Genomic DNA, 16,554 nt, shown 5'->3' with positions numbered 1-16,554 from the left:
ACGAATCGCGGTGCCGGAGTCGCAGCCCGGACTCGAATCGCGGTGCCGGAGTCGCAGCCCGGACTCGAATCGCGGTGCCGGAGTCGCAGCCCGGACTCGAATCGCGGTGCCGGAGTCGCAGCCCGGACCCGAACCCAGGTCCCGGACCCGGACCCAGTACCCGGACCCAGCACTGGCCCGAGAGCTGGAGCCCGAGAGCCGGAGCCGAACTCCGGACTCGCGCGCCGAACCTCAGAGCGAGCGCCAGTCGGGCCCTACCGGCTCCGGACGTACCCCAACCGGAGCGAAAGCGCCGCGGCGGTCCCCGCCACAGTTGCCCCGAGTTCCTCCACGCGGCGCAGCACCCGTGGTGCCGGGCCGGCCACGCTGATCGCCGCGATGGGCCGGCCCGAGTGGTCGCGGACGGCGGCGGCGATGCAACCCACGTCGGGCTCGTTCTCGACGTCGTCGACGGCCCAGCCGCGGCGGCTCGTGCGGGCGAGGTCGTCCAGGAGCCGGCCGGGGTCGATGATGGTCTTGAGCGTGAGGCTGTCGAGCTTCATCCGGCGCACGCGCTCCACCCGGTCGATCTCGGGCAACGCGGCGAGCCAGGCCTTGCCCAGCGACGTGGCGTGCTGGGGGCGGCGCGTGCCGAGGCGGCAGGCGAGCGTGACGGCGCTGGCGCTGCGCTCGGTGGCGACGTAGACCATGGTGTCGTTGTCGGGCACGGCGAGGTACGTCGTCTCGCCCGAGCGTTCGGCCAGGGACGCCAGGTACCGCGGTGCACAGCGGTGCAGGTCGGTCGCGGCCATCGCGCGGGCGCCGAGTTCGACCAGGCGCGTGCCGAGGCGCACGCGGCCGGTCACGGTGTCCGCTTCGAGGTATTCGAGCCGCTTGAGGGTGCCCACGATGCGGTACGCCGCGCTGCGCGAGAGCCCCAGTTGCCTCGCGATCGCGTTGGTGGAAATCTCCTGGTGCTGCCCCACGTGCTCCAGCACCGCGAGCCCTCGCTCCAGCGTGCCGCTCTGGTCCAGCCCTCGTTCCGTCACGTCGTTCGCCCCTTCGCCCAAATTCCCGCTCATCGGCACGTGTTTCCGCTAAGCGGGGTTGGACGCTAACACCTCGGATGTATGGACGGAAGATCTTGACCTACTTTCGTATTGCGGCAGTTCAAGGGTTGCCCTGAATGGTTCAACCTCCGATCGTTAGGACGCCTAACAAAGCATTCTCCGCAACAACAAACGGCTTCTCAGCAAAACCACAGCGCCGCCGCGGTAAACAGTCCGAACAGGACAGACGACGGGGTGAGCGAGACGAGCCGACGCGAACACCGCACCCGATCCGGAAATCGTTACCCTGCGTACGTGAATGTGCGAGCGGTGATCGGTGTCCGGATGCGGACCACGGCCGTCGCGGTGGTGGTGCTGGCGCTGGCCATCGCGGTGGCATGTGTGGTCGTCGTCGTGCTGCTCGAAGAATCGCTCGACCGCAGCGTGACGGAGAGTGCGCGCAGCACCGGCCGTCAGGTCGCCATCCAGCTCGTCCGCGAAGGTTCGCGCGACCTGTCCGCGAGCGACGTCGCCAGCACCGGTGACACCGAGGCCGTCACGCAGGTGCTCGACAAGGCCGGCACTCCCATCGCCGGCGACCCCGCCATCACCGGGCACCCGCCCCTGACCGCGGACCGGCCCGCGCCCGGCCGGGAAACCGTCGAGACCCTGCCGCTGGACCTGAACGGCGACGGCGCCGACTACCGCGTCGTCTCCCAAGGCGTGCGGGGACCGGGTGGGCCGTACACCGTCATTTCGGCGAGATCCCTCGAACCCGTCACCGAGGCGTCGACCCGGCTCACTCTCCTGCTGGCCCTGATTTCCCTGCCGCTGCTGGCCATTGCCGGCTTCGCCGTCTACCGCTCCGTCGGCGCGGCCCTGCGGCCGGTGGAACGCATGCGCCGCACCGTCGCCGAGGTGTCCACAAGGGACCTCGCCGCGAGAGTGCCGTTGCCGCCGGGTCACGACGAGGTCCACCGCCTCGCCGTGACGCTCAACGAGATGCTCACCCGGCTCCACTCCGCCCAGGCCGCGCAACGCAGGTTCGTCGCCGACGCCAGCCACGAGCTCCGCAGTCCACTCTCGACGATCAGCACCGCCCTCGACGTCTCCGGTCGCCACCCCGAGACCACCGGCGAGCTAGTCCCCGTGATCACCCGGGAAACCGCGCGCCTGCGCGAGCTCGTCGACGACCTCCTGATGCTCGCCCGCACCGACGACACCACCGACCGCCCCGCCACGACCGAAGTGGACCTCGACGACATCGTCCGCGCCGAGGCGCACCGCATCCGCGCCGAAGGTCCCATCGAGATCGAGGTCCGCGCCGGCCCCGCCAAGGTCCGCGGCAGCGAGGCGCAGCTGAGGCGGGCCGTGCGCAATCTCGTCGACAACGCTCGCGGCCACGCCCGCGAACGCGTGCGCATCGCCAGCTGGATCCACGAGAACACCGCCGTGGTGGAGGTCAGCGACGACGGCCCCGGCGTCGCCCCGGAAGACCGCGAGCGCGTCTTCGAGCGGTTCGTCCGCCTCGACGCCTCGCGCCAGCGCGGCCACGGCGGCACCGGTCTCGGCCTCCCGATCGTCGCGGGCATCGCTGCGCGCCACGGCGGCCACGCGTCCTATGTGGACGTCACCGACCCCAGCTATCCGGGTGCCCACTTCCGGATCGAACTGCCCCGCCTCGAGGAGGACTGACCGTGCGGCTGCTGATCGTCGAGGACGAGCGTGAGCTGGCCGAAACCCTGCGCCGGGGACTCGTCGCGGAGGGCTTCACCGTCGACGTCGTCCACACCGGACCCGACGGCCTGTGGTCGGCCACCGAGCACGACTACGACACCGTCGTGCTCGACATCATGCTCCCCGAGCTCTCCGGCTACGAGGTTCTCAAACGCCTGCGGGCCAAGGAGAACTGGACCCCCGTCCTCATGCTCACCGCCAAGGACGGCGAGTACGACGAGGCCGATGCCTTCGATCTGGGCGCAGACGACTACCTGTCCAAGCCGTTCTCCTTCGTCGTCCTCGTCGCCCGACTCCGTGCCCTGCTCAGGAGAGGCGCTCCCGCTCGCCCCGCCGTGCTCGCGGCCGGCGATCTCAAACTCGACCCCGCCGCCCGCACCGTCCACAGGGGAGAGCAGCGGATCGACCTGACCGCCCGCGAGTTCGGCCTGCTCGAGTTCCTGCTCCGCCGACAGGGTGCGGCGCTGACGAAAAACGAGATCCTCGGCCACGTGTGGGACGCGCACTACGAGGGCGACGAGAACGTGGTCGAGGTCTACGTCGGCTACCTCCGGCGCAAGATCGACGCCCCGTTCGGCACGCACACCATCGAGACCGTGCGCGGGGTCGGCTACCGGCTCGTCACCTGAACGAACTCTTCCTGAACACCCACAACCCCGGGTTTCCTGGTACGGCCGTGCCAGTGAATGCTGGGCCCGTGGCTACCGGCACTCTGGTCAGCAGTGCGCCTTCCGTGGAGCAGGGCGAGCTGATCACCTTCACCTACACAACGTCCCAGTCGTCGGTGACCCCGAAGAGCTGGGTCGGGCTCTACCCCGATCCGGGCGACGACCCCGTCGACCAGTCCTACGTCGGCCCCTCGACCTTGTGGGAGTACACCCCGCTGGCGAGCGGCACCGTCTCGTTCTCCACCGGCTCGCTCGGGCCGGGGAACTACGTCGCGTTCTTCCTCGCGAACGACGGTTACGCCTGGCTCGCCCAACCCGTGCGCTTCGCCGTGCGCCCGGCGCCGCAGACGCCGCCGCCCGTCTACCAGGGCGCGTTCGGCCGCAGCGGGCGCGGGCCGGCGCAGTTCAGCGGCCCGGCCGGCCTCACGGTCGACCCTCGGGGCCAGATCTGGGTCGCCGACACCGGCAACGACCGCGTGCAGGCCTTCACCCGCGACGGTCGCCTGGTGCGGGTCCTCGCCGGCCGCTTCAAGGCGCCGCAGGCCGTGGCCGTGGACCACGCGGGCAACGTCTACGTGGCCGACACCGGCAACAACCGCGTGGTCCAGTACTCCTGGTGGGGCGGCTTCGCGCGCGAGTACGGCGCCGGCCGGCTCGACAACCCGCGCGGCGTCGCCGTCGACACCGCCGGCCGGCTGCTCGTCTCGGACACCGGTCACCAGCGCGTTGCCCGCTTCGACACCCACACGGGCAAGGCGCTCACCGACATCACCGAGAAGGTCAGCTCGCCGCAGGGCATCGTCAGCGACGGCGCGGGCGGCGCGTGGATCGTGCAGAACGGCCGGGCCGCGAGCGGCAGCGTCGCCGTGGTGCACTACTCCGGCGACGGCAAGGTGATCGGTTCCCTCGGCGGCGGCCGGAACAGCGAGTTCGGCGGCCTGTCCAACTCGGCGGGCGTCGCGCTCAACACCCAGGGCGACGCGTACGTGACGGTGCCTGACTACGGCTGGGTCGCGCAGTTCCGCACCACCGGCTCGTACCGCGCCGAGTTCGGCGCCGACGGTCCCGGCACCTTGAGCTTCCCGCTCGGCGTGGCGGTGGACGCACAGGGCCGCATTTTCGTGGCGGACACCGGGAACGATCGTATCGTCCACTTCGGAGCGAGAGCGTGAGCGAGCTCACCCGGCGCCGGGCACTGGCCGCGGCCGGATCGCTCGCGCTGCAAACGTCCGCAAAGCGCTGGCCGAGCCCGCACGCCGGTCGGGGCGGCTCGAGCGCATCGTGATCCTGATGCAGGAGAACCGCTCGTTCGATCACTACTTCGGCACGCATGGAAGGCATTCGCGGCTTCTCCGACCAGCACGCGATGAAGCTGCCGAGCGGGAACTCCGTCTTCCGGCAGCCCTACAGCGGTCGCCCGGACGGCTCTCTGCTGCCGTTCCGCTATGCCGACGGGGCCCCAGTCGATGCCGAACCGACCGCCTCTACTGCACCGGGCGGCCGAACTCGCCGTAGAAGGTCTCGCCGGCGAGCAGGGCTCGGCGTGCCAGCGCGACGCGCCTGGCCTTGGACGGCCGCAGCCGGGGCGTGGCCGCGTCCAGGTCCAGGAACTCGAAGCCGCCGAGCTCGTCGCCGGCCGGGTCGATCGCCTGGATCTGCGCGGGGCCGAGGATGCCGCCGTCGAAGATCAGCTGCAGGCTGTCGCGCCAGACGCCGTGGGTCGGCATCCAGTCGACGAGCAGCAGGCGCCCCAGCGTGAGCTCGAGGCCGAGCTCTTCCCGGACCTCGCGGTGGCACGCGGCGAGCGGGGACTCGTCGTCCTCGACCATGCCGCCGGGGATCTCCAGGAACGGCTTGTAGGTCGGGTCGACGAACAGCACCCGGCCCTCGCCGTCGCGCACGAGCGCGCCGGCGGCGACGTTCTTGCGGGGGAGCCGCCCGGCGATACCGGGGTTGAACTCGGCTTCCGGTTCGCCGTCGGCTCGCAGGTCCGCGGCGAAACCGGCGCGGTCGCCGCGGTGGTGGGGCAAATCGTCGGTCACGGTGCCTCGCCGGCCAGGAGCGCGCCTCGGCCGGCGGACGCTGCTACGCGTTGATGATGCCCCAGGCGGGTCGCGATCAGTTCTTCGAGATCGCGGCGACCGCGCGGACCACCGCGGTGCAGCGGTTCTCCACGTACTCCAGCCCGCCCTCTTGCGCGATGCGCTTCGCCTCCGCGGAGACGATGCCCTGCTGCAGCCACAGCGCCTTCGCCCCGATGGCGACGGCGTCGGCCGCGATCCCCGGGGCCTCGGCGGCGGGGCGGAAGACGTCGACGAGGTCCACCGGCTCCGGGATGTCCTTGAGGGACCGGTAGACCTTCTCGCCGAGCAGCTCCGTGGCCGACGGGTGCACGGGGATGATGCGGAAACCGTGGGCCTGCAGCGTGGCGGGCACCCCGTGCGCGGCCTTCGCCGGGTCGCGGCTCAGGCCGACCACCGCGATCGTCGTGGCGTTCGCGAGGATTTCTTCAGGTTGCATGTAGGTTTAACGCCGCTGGAAAGACGACGATTCCGCGTCAGCCGATCTTCGAGCCGTACATCTCACCGAGGTCGTCGGCGATGAGCTCGATCCGCGCGCCGTCGGGGTCGGTGAAGTAGATGGACGTGCCGCTCTCCTCCAGGTACTTCACGCCCGCCTTGTCGAGACGCTCGCGCGCGGCGGCCCAGTTCTCCGGCGTCAGCGAGAGCGCGAGGTGGTGCAGGCCGCCGAGGACCTCCGCGTACGGGCCGAGGTCGAGGCCCGGCAGGTCGAAGAAGGCGACCGCGTTGCCGTTGCCGACGTCGAAGAAGAAGTGGCTGGAGCCCGGGTAGTCGCGGTTCTCGATCAGTTCGGTGAGCGGGAAGCCGAGCACGTCCTGGTAGAAGGTGATCGTCCGCTCGACGTCGCTGGAGAGCAGCGCGGTGTGGTGGATGCCGCGGCCCGCGGTCGTGGGCCGGACGGCGGCCGGGTGCAGATGCTTGTCCCGCAACTGGTCACGGGCTTCGGTGAGCTTCGCGACTTCGGTCTCGGTGGGTGCCATCTCAGGTCACGTCCTCTCTGGGGCTGATGCTCCAAAACGTACTCCTGCTATCTCTTGCGCGCAAGAAGTTTCTATGCGAGAGATTGTGTCGTGCCGTCCAGCGGAACGAAGCGGTTGGCGCGCGCCCGGCCGGTCCGGGAGAGTTCCCCGGCGTGGAGCACCTGTGGGAAGTCGTCGACAGCCTGGCCCGGGCCCACGAACGGCGAGAGCCCGTCGAGCCGTTCGCGGGTGGCACGCCCGAGGACGCCTACCGGATCCAGCTCGAGCTCGTGCGCCGCTGGGTCGAGGCCGGCGACGTGGTCCGCGGCCACAAAGTGGGGCTCGCGTCGGCCGCGATGCAGCGGCAGATGGGCGTGGACCAGCCCGACTACGGCCACCTCACCGCGTCGATGTTCCACCTCGAACACCAGCCCATCCCGGCGGGGCTGTTCCTGCAGCCGCGGATCGAGCCGGAGATCGCGTTCGTCCTCGGCGCGCCCCTGCGCGGGCCCGGTGTCACGGTCGCCGACGCCGTGCGCGCCGTCGACTTCGTGCTGCCGGCGCTGGAGATCGTCGACTCGCGGATCCGCGACTGGCGCATCTCGCTGTTCGACACGATCGCCGACAACGCCTCGTCCGGCGGCGTCCTGCTCGGCAGCCGGCCGACGGCCCTGGGCGACGTGGACCTGCGGCTCACCGGCTGCACCCTGCACGTGAACGGCGCGCTCGCCGCGACCGGCGCCGGCGGGGCCGTGCTGGGTTCGCCGGTGAATGCGCTCGTGTGGCTGGCCAACACCGTCGGCCCGCTCGGCGTGACGCTGGAACCGGGGCACGTGGTGCTGCCCGGGTCGATGACGCGCGCGTTTCCGGTGGGCCCGGGGGACACGGTCGTCGCGACCATGGCCGGGCTCGGCAGTGTGACCGCGGTGTTCGCGGCTGAGGAGGACGCGTGATCAGTGACGCGATGCTCACGGCTCCCGTCGCCGCCGGGATGTGGGCCCGGCCGGTGCTGGTCTTCCGGCTGGTTCAGGGCGCGGTGGGCCCCGGCGTGACCGCGCTCGAAGCCGTTTCGCGCGTGTACGGCGGCGTTGCGCTGCTAGACGACGGTGCCGTCACGGCCGTCCGGCTCGGCCCCGTCGGGAATTCGCCGGACGGACTCGACCTCACGCTCGAAGCCGTGCTGCTGGAAGTCGACGGCCAGATCGTCGACACGGCCACGGGGGCCGCGGTGGGGCACCCGGCGCAGGCGCTCGCCGGCGTGGAAACCGAGGAAGGCCTGCTCGTGATGACCGATGGCCTCACTGAACCCGTCGAGGTCCGTCCCGGTTCCCGGCTGGCCGCGCACTTCACGCACCTGGGCGTGATCACGCTCTAGGCGCCGCCCACAACCGCTTGCCTGGGTTGGTGGGGCCGTGAGCTAGACCTTCGCGGCCACCCGCTCGATGCCGTCGAGGACGCGGGGCCAGATCTCCAGGGGAAGGTCGTGGCCCATGCCCGGGACGACGTCGAGGTCGGCGCGCAGGGCCCGGGCCGTGGCGCGGCCGCCGGAGACGTGGACGAGCGGGTCGCGCGCGCCGTGGACCACCAGCGACGGCAGGGTGAGACGGCGCAGGGCGGCGGTGCGGTCGCGGGTCGAGAGGATCGCGGCGAGCTGGCGCGCGGCGCCGCCCGGGTTGACGCCGCGGTCGAAGGTGCGTTCGGCGCGTTCGCGCATGCGGTTCTCGTCGAAGGGGTAGCCGGGGGAGCCGATGAGGCGGAACGTCTTGACCAGCAACTCGACGTACTCCGCTCGGCCGCGCGGCTGCGGCGCCAGCATCGACGCTGCCGCCCGCAGGCTCGGGTGGCCGATCAGGCGGTTGCCGGTGGTGGACATGATCGAGGTCAGCGACCTGACGCGGCCCGGGTGCCGGATCGCGAGCGTCTGCGCGATCATGCCGCCCATCGACGCGCCGACGACGTGGGCCTGCTCGATGCCGAGGGCGTCGAGCAGGCCGGCGGTGTCGTCGGCCATGTCGGCCACCGAGTACGGCGCCGCGCGCAGCAGGTAGGCGCGCACGACATCCGCACGGCCGGACATGCGCTGCGAGCGGCCGGCGTCACGGTTGTCGAAGCGGATCACGCGGAAGCCGCGGGCGGCGAGCTGCTCGCAGAAATCGTCGTCCCACCAGGTCATCGGCGCGGCGAGGCCCATGATCAGCACCAGCGGTGGGGCCGTCGCGGCGCCGAACTCCTCGTGGCAGAGGGTGATGCCGTTGGCCTGGGTGGTCGACTCGGTCATGCCCTCCTTCTTACCAATCCGACCAGAAGCAGGCGGGCGCCCAGCCCGGCAACCATTCCCGCCGTGACCGTGGTCGGCTTGATAGACAACTAGAACAGTTACTGCGTACGCGTGTAGCGGGCGCGCAGGAACGGGCTGAACTCCGCGGCGTCGCCCATCTTCACGTCGATCTCGTGGGTGAGGACGTCGTCGCTCGGGGTCAGCCGGTGCCACGCGATGCCACGCGGGGTGCGCTTTTCGAGGTGCAGGGTCCCCTCTCGCCAGCCGCCGCGGCCGGGCTCGCCGGGCGGGAAGCCGTAGCTGTCGAAGCCGTACCAGAGCGTCTCCTGCGTGGCCGGGTCGACGGTGAAGACGTTGTGGCCCAGGAAGGTGCTGCCGTCCTCCCGTGTCTGGACGTACTCCTGCACCACCGCGAACCCCTCCAGCGCGACCCGGTAACCGGCGGTCGCCTTCGCGGTCGACGCGGGCGCCCACGGCGCGGCTGCGAGCTCCTCGACGCCGGCCCAGTCCCCGACGAGGGCCTTGAGCTCTTCGTGCGCTCTTCCGATTGCGGGCATCTCCACGGCTTCTCCTTTCGACAGGTGCCTGTCAATATGGCACGCTAGCACGATGACCCGCCGCACCGCCCGCGCCGAACAGCTCACCCAGCTCGTCAACGACGTCGTCCTCACCAACGGCACCCTCCTGACGACCGGCGACGCCCTCACCTCGCCGGTCGGCCTCACCGCCGCCCAGTGGCTGGTCCTCGGCTTCCTCGAAGACGGCCCCGCAACGGCCGCCGACCTCGCCCGCCGCCGCGGCCTGCGTCGCCAGAGCGTGCAGGAAACCGTGAACCGGTTGTTGCGCAACGGAATGCTCACCCGCGCGCCGAATCCCGCTGATGCCCGCGCGCCGCTTCTGGAGCTGACCCCCACAGCTCAGTCGGCCCTGCACGACCTCGGCGTCCGCCAGGCCCAATGGGCGGATGAGGTGGCCTCGGCGCTGTCACCCGAGGACGTCGAGGTGACGCTTCGCACGTTGGCGGCTTTGCGGGCGCGCCTGGCGGAGACGCGGTGAGACGCTCGACCGTGCCGTCAGCCTTCGCCACGGCGACGACCACGCGCGAGGGCGACGCGGGCGCGCGCTGGGTGGAGTCGATGCCGGAGTGAGCAGCGGAGTTCCTGGAGCGCCACGACAGCCGGTTCGTGATGCTGCTCGAACGGCTGCAGCCCCTGGCGAAGCCGGACCCGGCCCCGTTCACCACGGTCGAACGCCTCGTCCGGCGCTTCGCCATCCCGGCGCCGCCCGGCGTGCCGTCGTTGGCGGGCAAAGGACTCGGCTGGGACCTGCCTGGGCACGCCGAGCGGGTGGGATCTCCGTTGCCGGTGCGAATCATCGACGCCGCGATGGCCGATCACGGCTGACCCGTCGTTCGAACTGCTCCCATCTTGCGCGGCGACTCGACCCCAGCGGCGGTGGAAGTCGGCTTGCGCCAGGCGGTGGCTCGGCGAATCGCGGAGTCCGCCGAGCCGGCCGGGGTCGACCGCCAGCCTGGCTGCCCTGCGCGCCCAAACCAGTTGACCACCGCCACCAGAGCGAGGTTGAGTACTGCCCAGCACCCTCACGCGCAGAACAGGAGGTGGACGCCATGTTCGGCTACTCGATCACGCGTTCCCGCCTCCGGTTGAGGGTGCCGAGGGCCTGACGGGAGCGCGGAACTCCCGGAAGGAAAGACATGACCGACCTGGTCGTGCGTCCGCTTGTCGCGGGCGAAGAGCGGCTCTTCACCGACCTCGCCGCAGCCCGGAGTGTGGGCAGTGCCCTGCTCGGGCGGGACTACGAAAAGATGGCCCGGCGCGGCGAATACCGTCCCGAGTGGACCTGGGTCGCCATCCAGGACGGCGAACCCGTGGCGCGAGCCGCCTGGTGGGCCGGCGAGAAGGACGAGCAGCCGCTGGCCCTCGACTGGTTCGACTTCACCGACTTCGAAGCCGGCGTGGAAGTTCTCCGCCGAGCGCCGTTCCGCGCCGAGTACTCCCTGACGACGCCGCCCGGCTGGCGCGAAGACCCGGCCGTGAAAGCCGAGGTCGAAAGCCGCATCCAGGCGGCCACCGCGGCGGGAATGGAGGTGCTCGTCGAGCGCTACCGCTACACCTGGACGCCCGCCGACGGCGTGCCGCGGCGACCCGGGCGCCTCGAGTTCCGTGCGGAACCGCACGACGACAAGTTCCTCGAGGTCTTCCGGCGTGTCCACCAAGGCAGCCTCGACGCGCACGTCCGCCGAACGGTCGCCGCGCACGGTCTCGACGCGGCGGCGCGGGAAGACCTCGACCTCCTCCGCTGGCTCCCCAGCCCGCGTGACTGGTGGCGGCTCGCGTACACGCGAGAAGGCGACCTCGTCGGCCTCACCATCCCCGCGCGCAACCCGAGCGTGCCGATCGTCGCGTACGTCGGCGTCGTGCCGGAGCACCGCGGGCACGGGTACGCCTACGACCTGCTCGTCGAGGCCACGCACGAGCTCGTCGGGCACGGCGCGGAAAAGATCGTCGCCGCCACGGACGTCACGAACGGGCCCATGGCGGCGGCTTTCGCGAAAGCCGGCTACCCGGTGCGCTACCACCGCATCGACCTGGTGTGACCGCCGAGCAGGCGTTACTCTCTCGCTAGAGCGATCTATCAAATCGCAGAGGGGCGAACGACAATGCCGGGCAACGGTCTCACCGCACTCCGCGTGATCCTGGCGTTCACGCTGCTCACGACGACGTTCCACTACGCGCACAACGTGATCCGCGCGCAGGACTACCCGCAGATCCCGGGGATTCCCGTGCTCGCGGCGCAGATCGTGGTTGCGTTCGGGTGGGTGCTGTTCACGGGGTTCGGGCTGGTCGGCTACCGCTGGTACCTCAAGGGGCGGTACTGGCGCGCGCTGGCGTTCCTGCTGGTCTGCTCGCTCGGCGGCCTGGCCGGCGCGGGCCATTTCCTGGTGGGCGTGCCGCGTATCCCGGCGTTCTGGTTCGCGACGATCTTCACCGACACGGCGGCCGCGATAGCGTTGTGGCTCTTCGTGTCGTGGGCGGCGGCACAGCTCAACCGGGTGAGTATCCGAGATCAAGCGTCTACATAACATTGACGCTAGTCAGCAATATGTAGACAATCGGGGAGTGACCACCACCACGACTGTGACGTTCGAGCGCCATCCGGACACCTACCGGCACTGGAAGCTCGACGTCGACGGCGAGGTCGCCTGGCTCGAGATGGACGTCGACGAGCAAGGCGGCCTCGTACCCGGCTACGAGCTGAAGCTGAACTCCTACGACCTCGGCGTGGACATCGAGTTCTACGACGCCACGCAGCGCCTGCGCTTCGAGCACCCCGGCGTCAAGGCCGTGATCGTCACGAGCGCCAAGGACAAGGTGTTCTGCGCCGGCGCCAACATCCGGATGCTCGCGTCGTCGCCGCACGAGTGGAAGGTGAACTTCTGCAAGTTCACCAACGAAACCCGCAACGGCATCGAGGACGCCACCGAGTTCTCCGGTCAGCGGTACGTGGCGGCGGTCAACGGGAGCTGCGCGGGCGGTGGCTACGAGATCGCGCTCGCGTGCGAGAAGATCCTGCTCGTGGACGACAACTCGTCGACGGTCGCGCTGCCCGAGGTGCCGCTGCTCGGCGTGCTGCCCGGGACCGGTGGCCTCACGCGCGTGGTCGACAAGCGCCGCGTGCGCCGCGACCTCGCCGACGTGTTCGCCACGCGCTCGGACGGCGTGAAGGGCAAGACGGCCGTCGACTGGCGGCTGGTCGACGAACTCGTGCCCCGCGTGGGGTTCCGCGAGTCCGTGCTGGCGCGGGCGCGGGAGCTGGCCGCCGAGTCCGAGCGCCTGCCCGGCGACCAGGGCGTGCAGCTCACGCCGTTGAACCCCGAGGTCACCGACGACGGCATCAAGTACCGCTTTGTCGACATCACCTACGACCGCCCCGCCTCGCTCGCGACGATCACCGTTCGCGGCCCCGAAGGTGAACCCGGTGACCTGCACGCCGAGGGCGCCGACGGCTGGCTGCTGCGCCTCACCCGCGAGCTCGACGACGCGATCCTCCGCTTGCGCGCCAACGAAACCGAGCTCGGCACGTGGGTCCTGCGCACCGAGGGCGACCCGGCGAAGGTCCTCGCCCACGAGCGGCAGGTGCTCGGCGCGAAAGACTGGCTGAGCAACGAGATCCTGCACTACTACAAGCGGACGCTGAAGCGCCTCGACGTCACCAGCCGCACGCTCGTCGCGCTCATCGAGCCGGGCAGCTGCTTCGCCGGCGTGTTGCTGGAGCTCGCGCTCGCCGCCGACCGCCAGTACATCCTGGACGGTCCGCCGATCGACGACGAAGATTCCGAAGAACGCGCGTCGATCACCTTGTCGGAAGCCAACTTCGGCCCGTTTCCCATGGGCAACGGCCTCACTCGCCTGCAGTCGCGTTTCTACGGCGACGAAGACCACCTCTCCTGGCTCGTCCGCGAGCGCGACCACGCGCTGACGCCGGCCGAGACCGTGGAGCTGGGCCTGGTCACCGACGCGCCGGACGACCTCGACTGGGAGGACGAGATCCGGATCGCGCTGGAGGGGCGTGCTTCGCTGAGCCCCGACGCGCTCACCGGGATGGAGGCGAACCACCGGTTCGTCGGCCCGGAAACGATCGAAACGAAGATCTTCGGCCGCCTCACCGCGTGGCAGAACTGGATCTTCACCCGACCTAACGCTTCTGGCCCCGAAGGCGCGCTGCGCCGCTACGGTACGGGTCAGAAGGCGATCTTCGACAGGAAGCGGGTCTGACCGAGATGCCCGAGCGGATCGACTACGACGCCAAGATCCCGAACAACGTCAACCTCGCCGACGACCGGAGGTTGCAGCGGGCGCTGGAAGGCTGGCAGCCGAAGTTCATGAACTGGTGGGGCGAGATGGGCCCCACCCTCCAGACGCACGGTGTCTACCTGCGCACGGCCGTGAGCGTCGGGCGTGAGGGCTGGGCGCACTTCGACCACGTGAACGTGCCGGACTACCGCTGGGGCATCTTCCTGGCCGAGCGCGACCCCGACCGGCGCATCGCCTTCGGCGAGCACGCCGGGGAACCGGTGTGGCAGCAGGTGCCCGGCGAGTACCGCGCCGACCTGCAGCGCCTGATCGTGATCCAGGGCGACACGGAGCCGGCGTCAGTCGAGCAGCAGCGGCTGCTGGGCCTCACCGCGCCGAGCCTCTACGACCTGCGGAACCTCTTCCAGGTCAACGTCGAAGAGGGCCGCCACCTGTGGGCGATGGTCTACCTGCTGCACGCGTACTTCGGCCGCGAAGGCCGTGACGAGGCGGAAGGCCTGCTGCTGCGCAACTCCGGCAGCCCGGACGCGCCGCGCATCCTCGGCGCGTTCAACGAGGAAACGGCCGACTGGCTGGCCTTCTTCATGTTCACCTACTTCACCGACCGCGACGGGAAGTACCAGCTCGGGACGCTGAAGGAGTCCTCCTTCGACCCGCTGTCGCGCACGTGCGAGTTCATGCTGAAGGAAGAGGCGCACCACATGTTCGTCGGCACCACGGGTGTCGACCGCGTGGTGCAGCGCTCGGCCGACCTCATCCGCGAGCACGACACGGTCGACATCGCCTCGCACGGCGGCATCCCGCTCGACATCATCCAGCGGTACCTGAACTTCCACTACACGGTGTCGCTCGACCTGTTCGGCAGCGAGACCTCCACGAACGCCGCGAACTACTACACCGCCGGCCTCAAGGGCCGCTGGCAGGAGACGCGGCGCAAGGACGACCACAAGCTCACCGACGACAGCCGCGACCTCGAGCGCCCCAACGGCGACGGCACGTGGACCTCCGACGAGCTGCAGGCCATCCTGCTGCTGAACCTCGACCTGCGCGGTGAGTACACGGCCGACTGCCAGACCGGCGTCAACCGCTGGAACAAGATCCTCGCGGACGCGGACATCGACTTCCGCTTCAAGCTTCCGCACCCTGGTTTCAACCGCGAGGTCGGCATAAACTCCGGCCACCACATCACTCCCGACGGCAACATCGTCGACGAGGCGACGTGGGAGGCCAGCCGGCACCGGTGGCTGCCGACGACCGAGGACCTGACGTTCGTCCGCTCGCTCATGCACCCGGTGTACGAGCGGGGGAAGATCGCCAGCTGGGTCGCGCCGCCGAGGCAGGGCATCAACGGCAAACCGTTCGACTACGAGTACGTGCACCTCACCTAGAGGGGGCCCCATGGGCGGGTTCAACGCAGCCGAATACCTGTTGTCCCAGGGGCGTCCTGACGCACCCGCCGTCGTCTCCGCTCGGCGGACCCTGAGCTACGCCGAGCTGACCGACGAGGCCCACCGGGTCGCTTCGGGCCTGCGTGCCCTGGGCGTGCGCCCGGAAGAGCGCGTGATGTTCTGCATGGTCGACGACGTCGAGCTGCTCACGGGCATCCTCGGCACGATGCTGGCCGGCGCCGTCGCGGTGCCGGTGTCCACGATGGCCACCGGCCTCGAGCTGGGCAAGGTGCTGGCCGACTCGCGGGCGCGGGTGCTGTGCGTGTCCGGGGAGTTCGCCGCGCAGGCCGTCGGTGCGCTGGCGGCCGCGCCGGAGGTCACCGACGTGGTGCTGGACCGCGCGGAGGCGGCGGAGTTCCCCCCGGACGTGGCCACGCACGCGTGGCCCGAGATGGCCACTGTGGACGATCTGGACCTGGAACCCGCTCGCACGTGGGAGGATTCGCCCGCGCTGTGGCTGTACACATCGGGCACGACGGGCCGGCCGAAGGGCGCGATGCACCGGCACGCGAGCATTCGCGCGGTGTGTGAGACGTACGCGCACACGATCCTGGCGACGACTTCGGGTGACCGGTTTCTGTCCGTGCCCAAGCTGTTCTTCGCCTACGGCTTGGGAAACTCCGCGTTCTTCCCGCTCGCCGCCGGCGGTACGACGCTGCTGGAGCCGGCGCGGCCGACGCCGGCTTTGTTCGCCGCGCGCGCTCGTGCCGACAAGCCGACGTTGTTCTTCGGCGTGCCGACGTTCTTCGCCGGCGTGCTCGCCAGCGACGTGCCGGACGACTCGTTCGCCTCGGTGCGGTACGCGGTTTCGGCAGGGGAACCGTTGCCCGCCGCCATTTTCACACGGTTCCGCGACCGGTTCGGCGTCGAGATCCTCGACGGGATCGGCTCCACTGAGGCGTTGCACATCTTCCTGTCCAACCGCCCGGGCGCGATCCGGCCGGGCAGCACGGGCACGGCCGTGCCGGGCTACGCAGTGGAGATCCGGGACGAGACCGGCGCGCTGATCGAGGGCCCCGGGCAGCCGGGTGAGCTGTTCGTGTCGGGACCGTCGACGGCTATGGGCTACTGGGCGCGGTACGAGACCACCAAACGCGTGTTCCAGGGCGAATGGCTGCGCACGGGCGACAGTTACGTCCGCAACGAGGACGGCACCCTGACTTGCCTTGGCCGCTTCGGGGACATGCTGAAGGCGGGCGGGATCTGGGTGTCACCGTCCGAAGTGGAGGAACGGCTGCTGCAGCACCCGTCCGTCGCCGAGGTGGCGGTGGTGGCCGCGCCGGACGCGGACGGTCTCGACAAGCCGGTGGCGTGCGTCGTCGCGGCGCCCGGCTTCGCCGTGGACCCGGACGAGCTGATCGAGTTCTGCCGCGCCGGGCTGGCGGCGTTCAAGCGTCCGCGCGGTGTCGTGGAGCTGCCGGAGCTGCCGAAGACGGCGACAGGCAAGATCCGCCGCAATGTGATCCGCGACCAGGTGCGCGAGTCGCTGCTCGTGGTTCCCGCGAAACCGTGATCGACTG

The 16,554-nt window shown here is 70.4% G+C and carries 18 protein-coding genes and 1 pseudogene; 13 read left to right on the top strand and 6 right to left on the bottom strand.

Annotation, left to right across the window (positions count from 1 at the left end; genetic code table 11):
* Positions 1–254: 254 nt before the first annotated feature.
* Entirely contained in the window at positions 255–1,028 is a 774-nt protein-coding gene (locus AB0K15_RS15490) for an IclR family transcriptional regulator (protein WP_364049813.1), read from the bottom strand.
* Positions 1,029–1,343: 315 nt separating this feature from the next.
* On the opposite strand from AB0K15_RS15490, the gene AB0K15_RS15485 reads away from it, so the two are divergent.
* The 4 genes from AB0K15_RS15485 to AB0K15_RS15470 all read left to right on the top strand — a co-directional run bounded on the left by AB0K15_RS15485 (position 1,344) and on the right by AB0K15_RS15470 (position 4,948).
* Complete coding sequence (locus AB0K15_RS15485) at positions 1,344–2,723, top strand: HAMP domain-containing sensor histidine kinase (RefSeq protein WP_364049811.1); 1,380 nt, start codon at positions 1,344–1,346, stop codon at positions 2,721–2,723.
* 2 nt (positions 2,724–2,725) lie between these two features.
* Positions 2,726–3,394, top strand: coding sequence for a response regulator transcription factor (locus tag AB0K15_RS15480; RefSeq protein WP_364049809.1), 669 nt, complete (start codon positions 2,726–2,728; stop codon positions 3,392–3,394).
* A 68-nt stretch (positions 3,395–3,462) separates the two neighbouring features.
* Positions 3,463–4,605, top strand: coding sequence for an NHL repeat-containing protein (locus AB0K15_RS15475; protein WP_364049807.1), 1,143 nt, complete (start codon positions 3,463–3,465; stop codon positions 4,603–4,605).
* A gap of 118 nt (positions 4,606–4,723) precedes the next feature.
* Entirely contained in the window at positions 4,724–4,948 is a 225-nt protein-coding gene (locus AB0K15_RS15470; RefSeq protein ID WP_364049965.1) for a hypothetical protein, read from the top strand.
* Here the strand turns inward: AB0K15_RS15470 and AB0K15_RS15465 are convergent.
* From AB0K15_RS15465 to AB0K15_RS15455, 3 genes are all read right to left on the bottom strand, one after another.
* On the bottom strand, positions 4,918–5,475 hold the full coding sequence (locus AB0K15_RS15465) for an NUDIX hydrolase (protein WP_364049805.1): 558 nt from the start codon (positions 5,473–5,475) through the stop codon (positions 4,918–4,920). The genes AB0K15_RS15470 and AB0K15_RS15465 overlap by 31 nt on opposite strands.
* Before the next feature lie 76 nt (positions 5,476–5,551).
* A complete protein-coding gene (locus AB0K15_RS15460; RefSeq protein ID WP_364049803.1) occupies positions 5,552–5,953 on the bottom strand; it encodes a CoA-binding protein in 402 nt (133 codons plus the stop codon).
* Between the two features lie 37 nt (positions 5,954–5,990).
* Positions 5,991–6,494, bottom strand: a complete 504-nt coding sequence (locus tag AB0K15_RS15455; protein ID WP_364049801.1) for a VOC family protein — start codon at positions 6,492–6,494, stop codon at positions 5,991–5,993.
* 161 nt (positions 6,495–6,655) lie between these two features.
* On the opposite strand from AB0K15_RS15455, the gene AB0K15_RS15450 reads away from it, so the two are divergent.
* Together AB0K15_RS15450 and AB0K15_RS15445 are read left to right on the top strand one after the other, a co-directional pair.
* Entirely contained in the window at positions 6,656–7,426 is a 771-nt protein-coding gene (locus tag AB0K15_RS15450; RefSeq protein ID WP_364049963.1) for a fumarylacetoacetate hydrolase family protein, read from the top strand.
* Positions 7,427–7,470: 44 nt separating this feature from the next.
* A pseudogene (locus AB0K15_RS15445) lies at positions 7,471–7,848 on the top strand (4-oxalocrotonate decarboxylase); the annotation flags it as partial.
* Between the two features lie 42 nt (positions 7,849–7,890).
* Here the strand turns inward: AB0K15_RS15445 and AB0K15_RS15440 are convergent.
* Both AB0K15_RS15440 and AB0K15_RS15435 read right to left on the bottom strand, forming a co-directional pair.
* Positions 7,891–8,751, bottom strand: a complete 861-nt coding sequence (locus tag AB0K15_RS15440) for an alpha/beta hydrolase (RefSeq protein ID WP_364049799.1) — start codon at positions 8,749–8,751, stop codon at positions 7,891–7,893.
* A gap of 98 nt (positions 8,752–8,849) precedes the next feature.
* Complete coding sequence (locus AB0K15_RS15435) at positions 8,850–9,308, bottom strand: DUF1579 family protein (protein ID WP_364049961.1); 459 nt, start codon at positions 9,306–9,308, stop codon at positions 8,850–8,852.
* Positions 9,309–9,360: 52 nt separating this feature from the next.
* Between AB0K15_RS15435 and AB0K15_RS15430 the strand changes: the two genes are divergently transcribed.
* The 7 genes from AB0K15_RS15430 (at position 9,361) to AB0K15_RS15400 (ending at position 16,547) form a co-directional block, all read left to right on the top strand.
* Complete coding sequence (locus AB0K15_RS15430; RefSeq protein WP_364049797.1) at positions 9,361–9,807, top strand: MarR family winged helix-turn-helix transcriptional regulator; 447 nt, start codon at positions 9,361–9,363, stop codon at positions 9,805–9,807.
* Positions 9,808–9,938: 131 nt separating this feature from the next.
* Positions 9,939–10,154 (top strand): hypothetical protein, encoded by a 216-nt coding sequence (locus AB0K15_RS15425; protein ID WP_364049795.1) that lies wholly within the window; start codon positions 9,939–9,941, stop codon positions 10,152–10,154.
* 311 nt (positions 10,155–10,465) lie between these two features.
* Positions 10,466–11,368, top strand: a complete 903-nt coding sequence (locus AB0K15_RS15420) for a GNAT family N-acetyltransferase (protein WP_364049793.1) — start codon at positions 10,466–10,468, stop codon at positions 11,366–11,368.
* 63 nt (positions 11,369–11,431) lie between these two features.
* Positions 11,432–11,854 carry a hypothetical protein gene (locus AB0K15_RS15415; protein ID WP_364049791.1) on the top strand — a complete coding sequence of 141 codons (423 nt, stop codon included), beginning with the start codon at positions 11,432–11,434 and terminating at the stop codon, positions 11,852–11,854.
* 37 nt (positions 11,855–11,891) lie between these two features.
* Positions 11,892–13,547: a 2,3-epoxybenzoyl-CoA dihydrolase gene (gene boxC / locus AB0K15_RS15410; protein ID WP_364049789.1), complete on the top strand. Its 1,656-nt coding sequence runs from the start codon at positions 11,892–11,894 to the stop codon at positions 13,545–13,547.
* Positions 13,548–13,552: 5 nt separating this feature from the next.
* The gene (gene boxB / locus AB0K15_RS15405; protein WP_364049787.1) at positions 13,553–14,974 is read left to right on the top strand and encodes a benzoyl-CoA 2,3-epoxidase subunit BoxB; all 1,422 of its coding nucleotides are present in this window, start codon (positions 13,553–13,555) and stop codon (positions 14,972–14,974) included.
* Positions 14,975–14,984: 10 nt separating this feature from the next.
* Positions 14,985–16,547: a benzoate-CoA ligase family protein gene (locus tag AB0K15_RS15400; RefSeq protein WP_364049785.1), complete on the top strand. Its 1,563-nt coding sequence runs from the start codon at positions 14,985–14,987 to the stop codon at positions 16,545–16,547.
* Positions 16,548–16,554 lie beyond the last annotated feature (7 nt).

It is taken from the genome of Amycolatopsis sp. NPDC049253 (assembly GCF_040678995.1).
Lineage (GTDB): Bacteria > Actinomycetota > Actinomycetes > Mycobacteriales > Pseudonocardiaceae > Amycolatopsis.
Note: the sequence above shows the minus strand (reverse complement) of the source record. Positions and strands in the feature narration are given on the sequence as shown.

Excerpts from the sequence above, each read along its gene's own strand:
- AB0K15_RS15470 (WP_364049965.1), top strand. The coding sequence starts at position 4,724 with ATGCAGGAGAACCGCTCGTTCGATCACTACTTCGGCACGCATGGAAGG.
- AB0K15_RS15460 (WP_364049803.1), bottom strand. The coding sequence starts at position 5,953 with ATGCAACCTGAAGAAATCCTCGCGAACGCCACGACGATCGCGGTGGTC.
- AB0K15_RS15455 (WP_364049801.1), bottom strand. The coding sequence starts at position 6,494 with ATGGCACCCACCGAGACCGAAGTCGCGAAGCTCACCGAAGCCCGTGAC.
- AB0K15_RS15440 (WP_364049799.1), bottom strand. The coding sequence starts at position 8,751 with ATGACCGAGTCGACCACCCAGGCCAACGGCATCACCCTCTGCCACGAG.
- AB0K15_RS15435 (WP_364049961.1), bottom strand. The coding sequence starts at position 9,308 with ATGCCCGCAATCGGAAGAGCGCACGAAGAGCTCAAGGCCCTCGTCGGG.
- AB0K15_RS15430 (WP_364049797.1), top strand. The coding sequence starts at position 9,361 with ATGACCCGCCGCACCGCCCGCGCCGAACAGCTCACCCAGCTCGTCAAC.
- AB0K15_RS15425 (WP_364049795.1), top strand. The coding sequence starts at position 9,939 with ATGCTGCTCGAACGGCTGCAGCCCCTGGCGAAGCCGGACCCGGCCCCG.
- AB0K15_RS15420 (WP_364049793.1), top strand. The coding sequence starts at position 10,466 with ATGACCGACCTGGTCGTGCGTCCGCTTGTCGCGGGCGAAGAGCGGCTC.
- AB0K15_RS15415 (WP_364049791.1), top strand. The coding sequence starts at position 11,432 with ATGCCGGGCAACGGTCTCACCGCACTCCGCGTGATCCTGGCGTTCACG.
- boxB (WP_364049787.1), top strand. The coding sequence starts at position 13,553 with ATGCCCGAGCGGATCGACTACGACGCCAAGATCCCGAACAACGTCAAC.
- AB0K15_RS15400 (WP_364049785.1), top strand. The coding sequence starts at position 14,985 with ATGGGCGGGTTCAACGCAGCCGAATACCTGTTGTCCCAGGGGCGTCCT.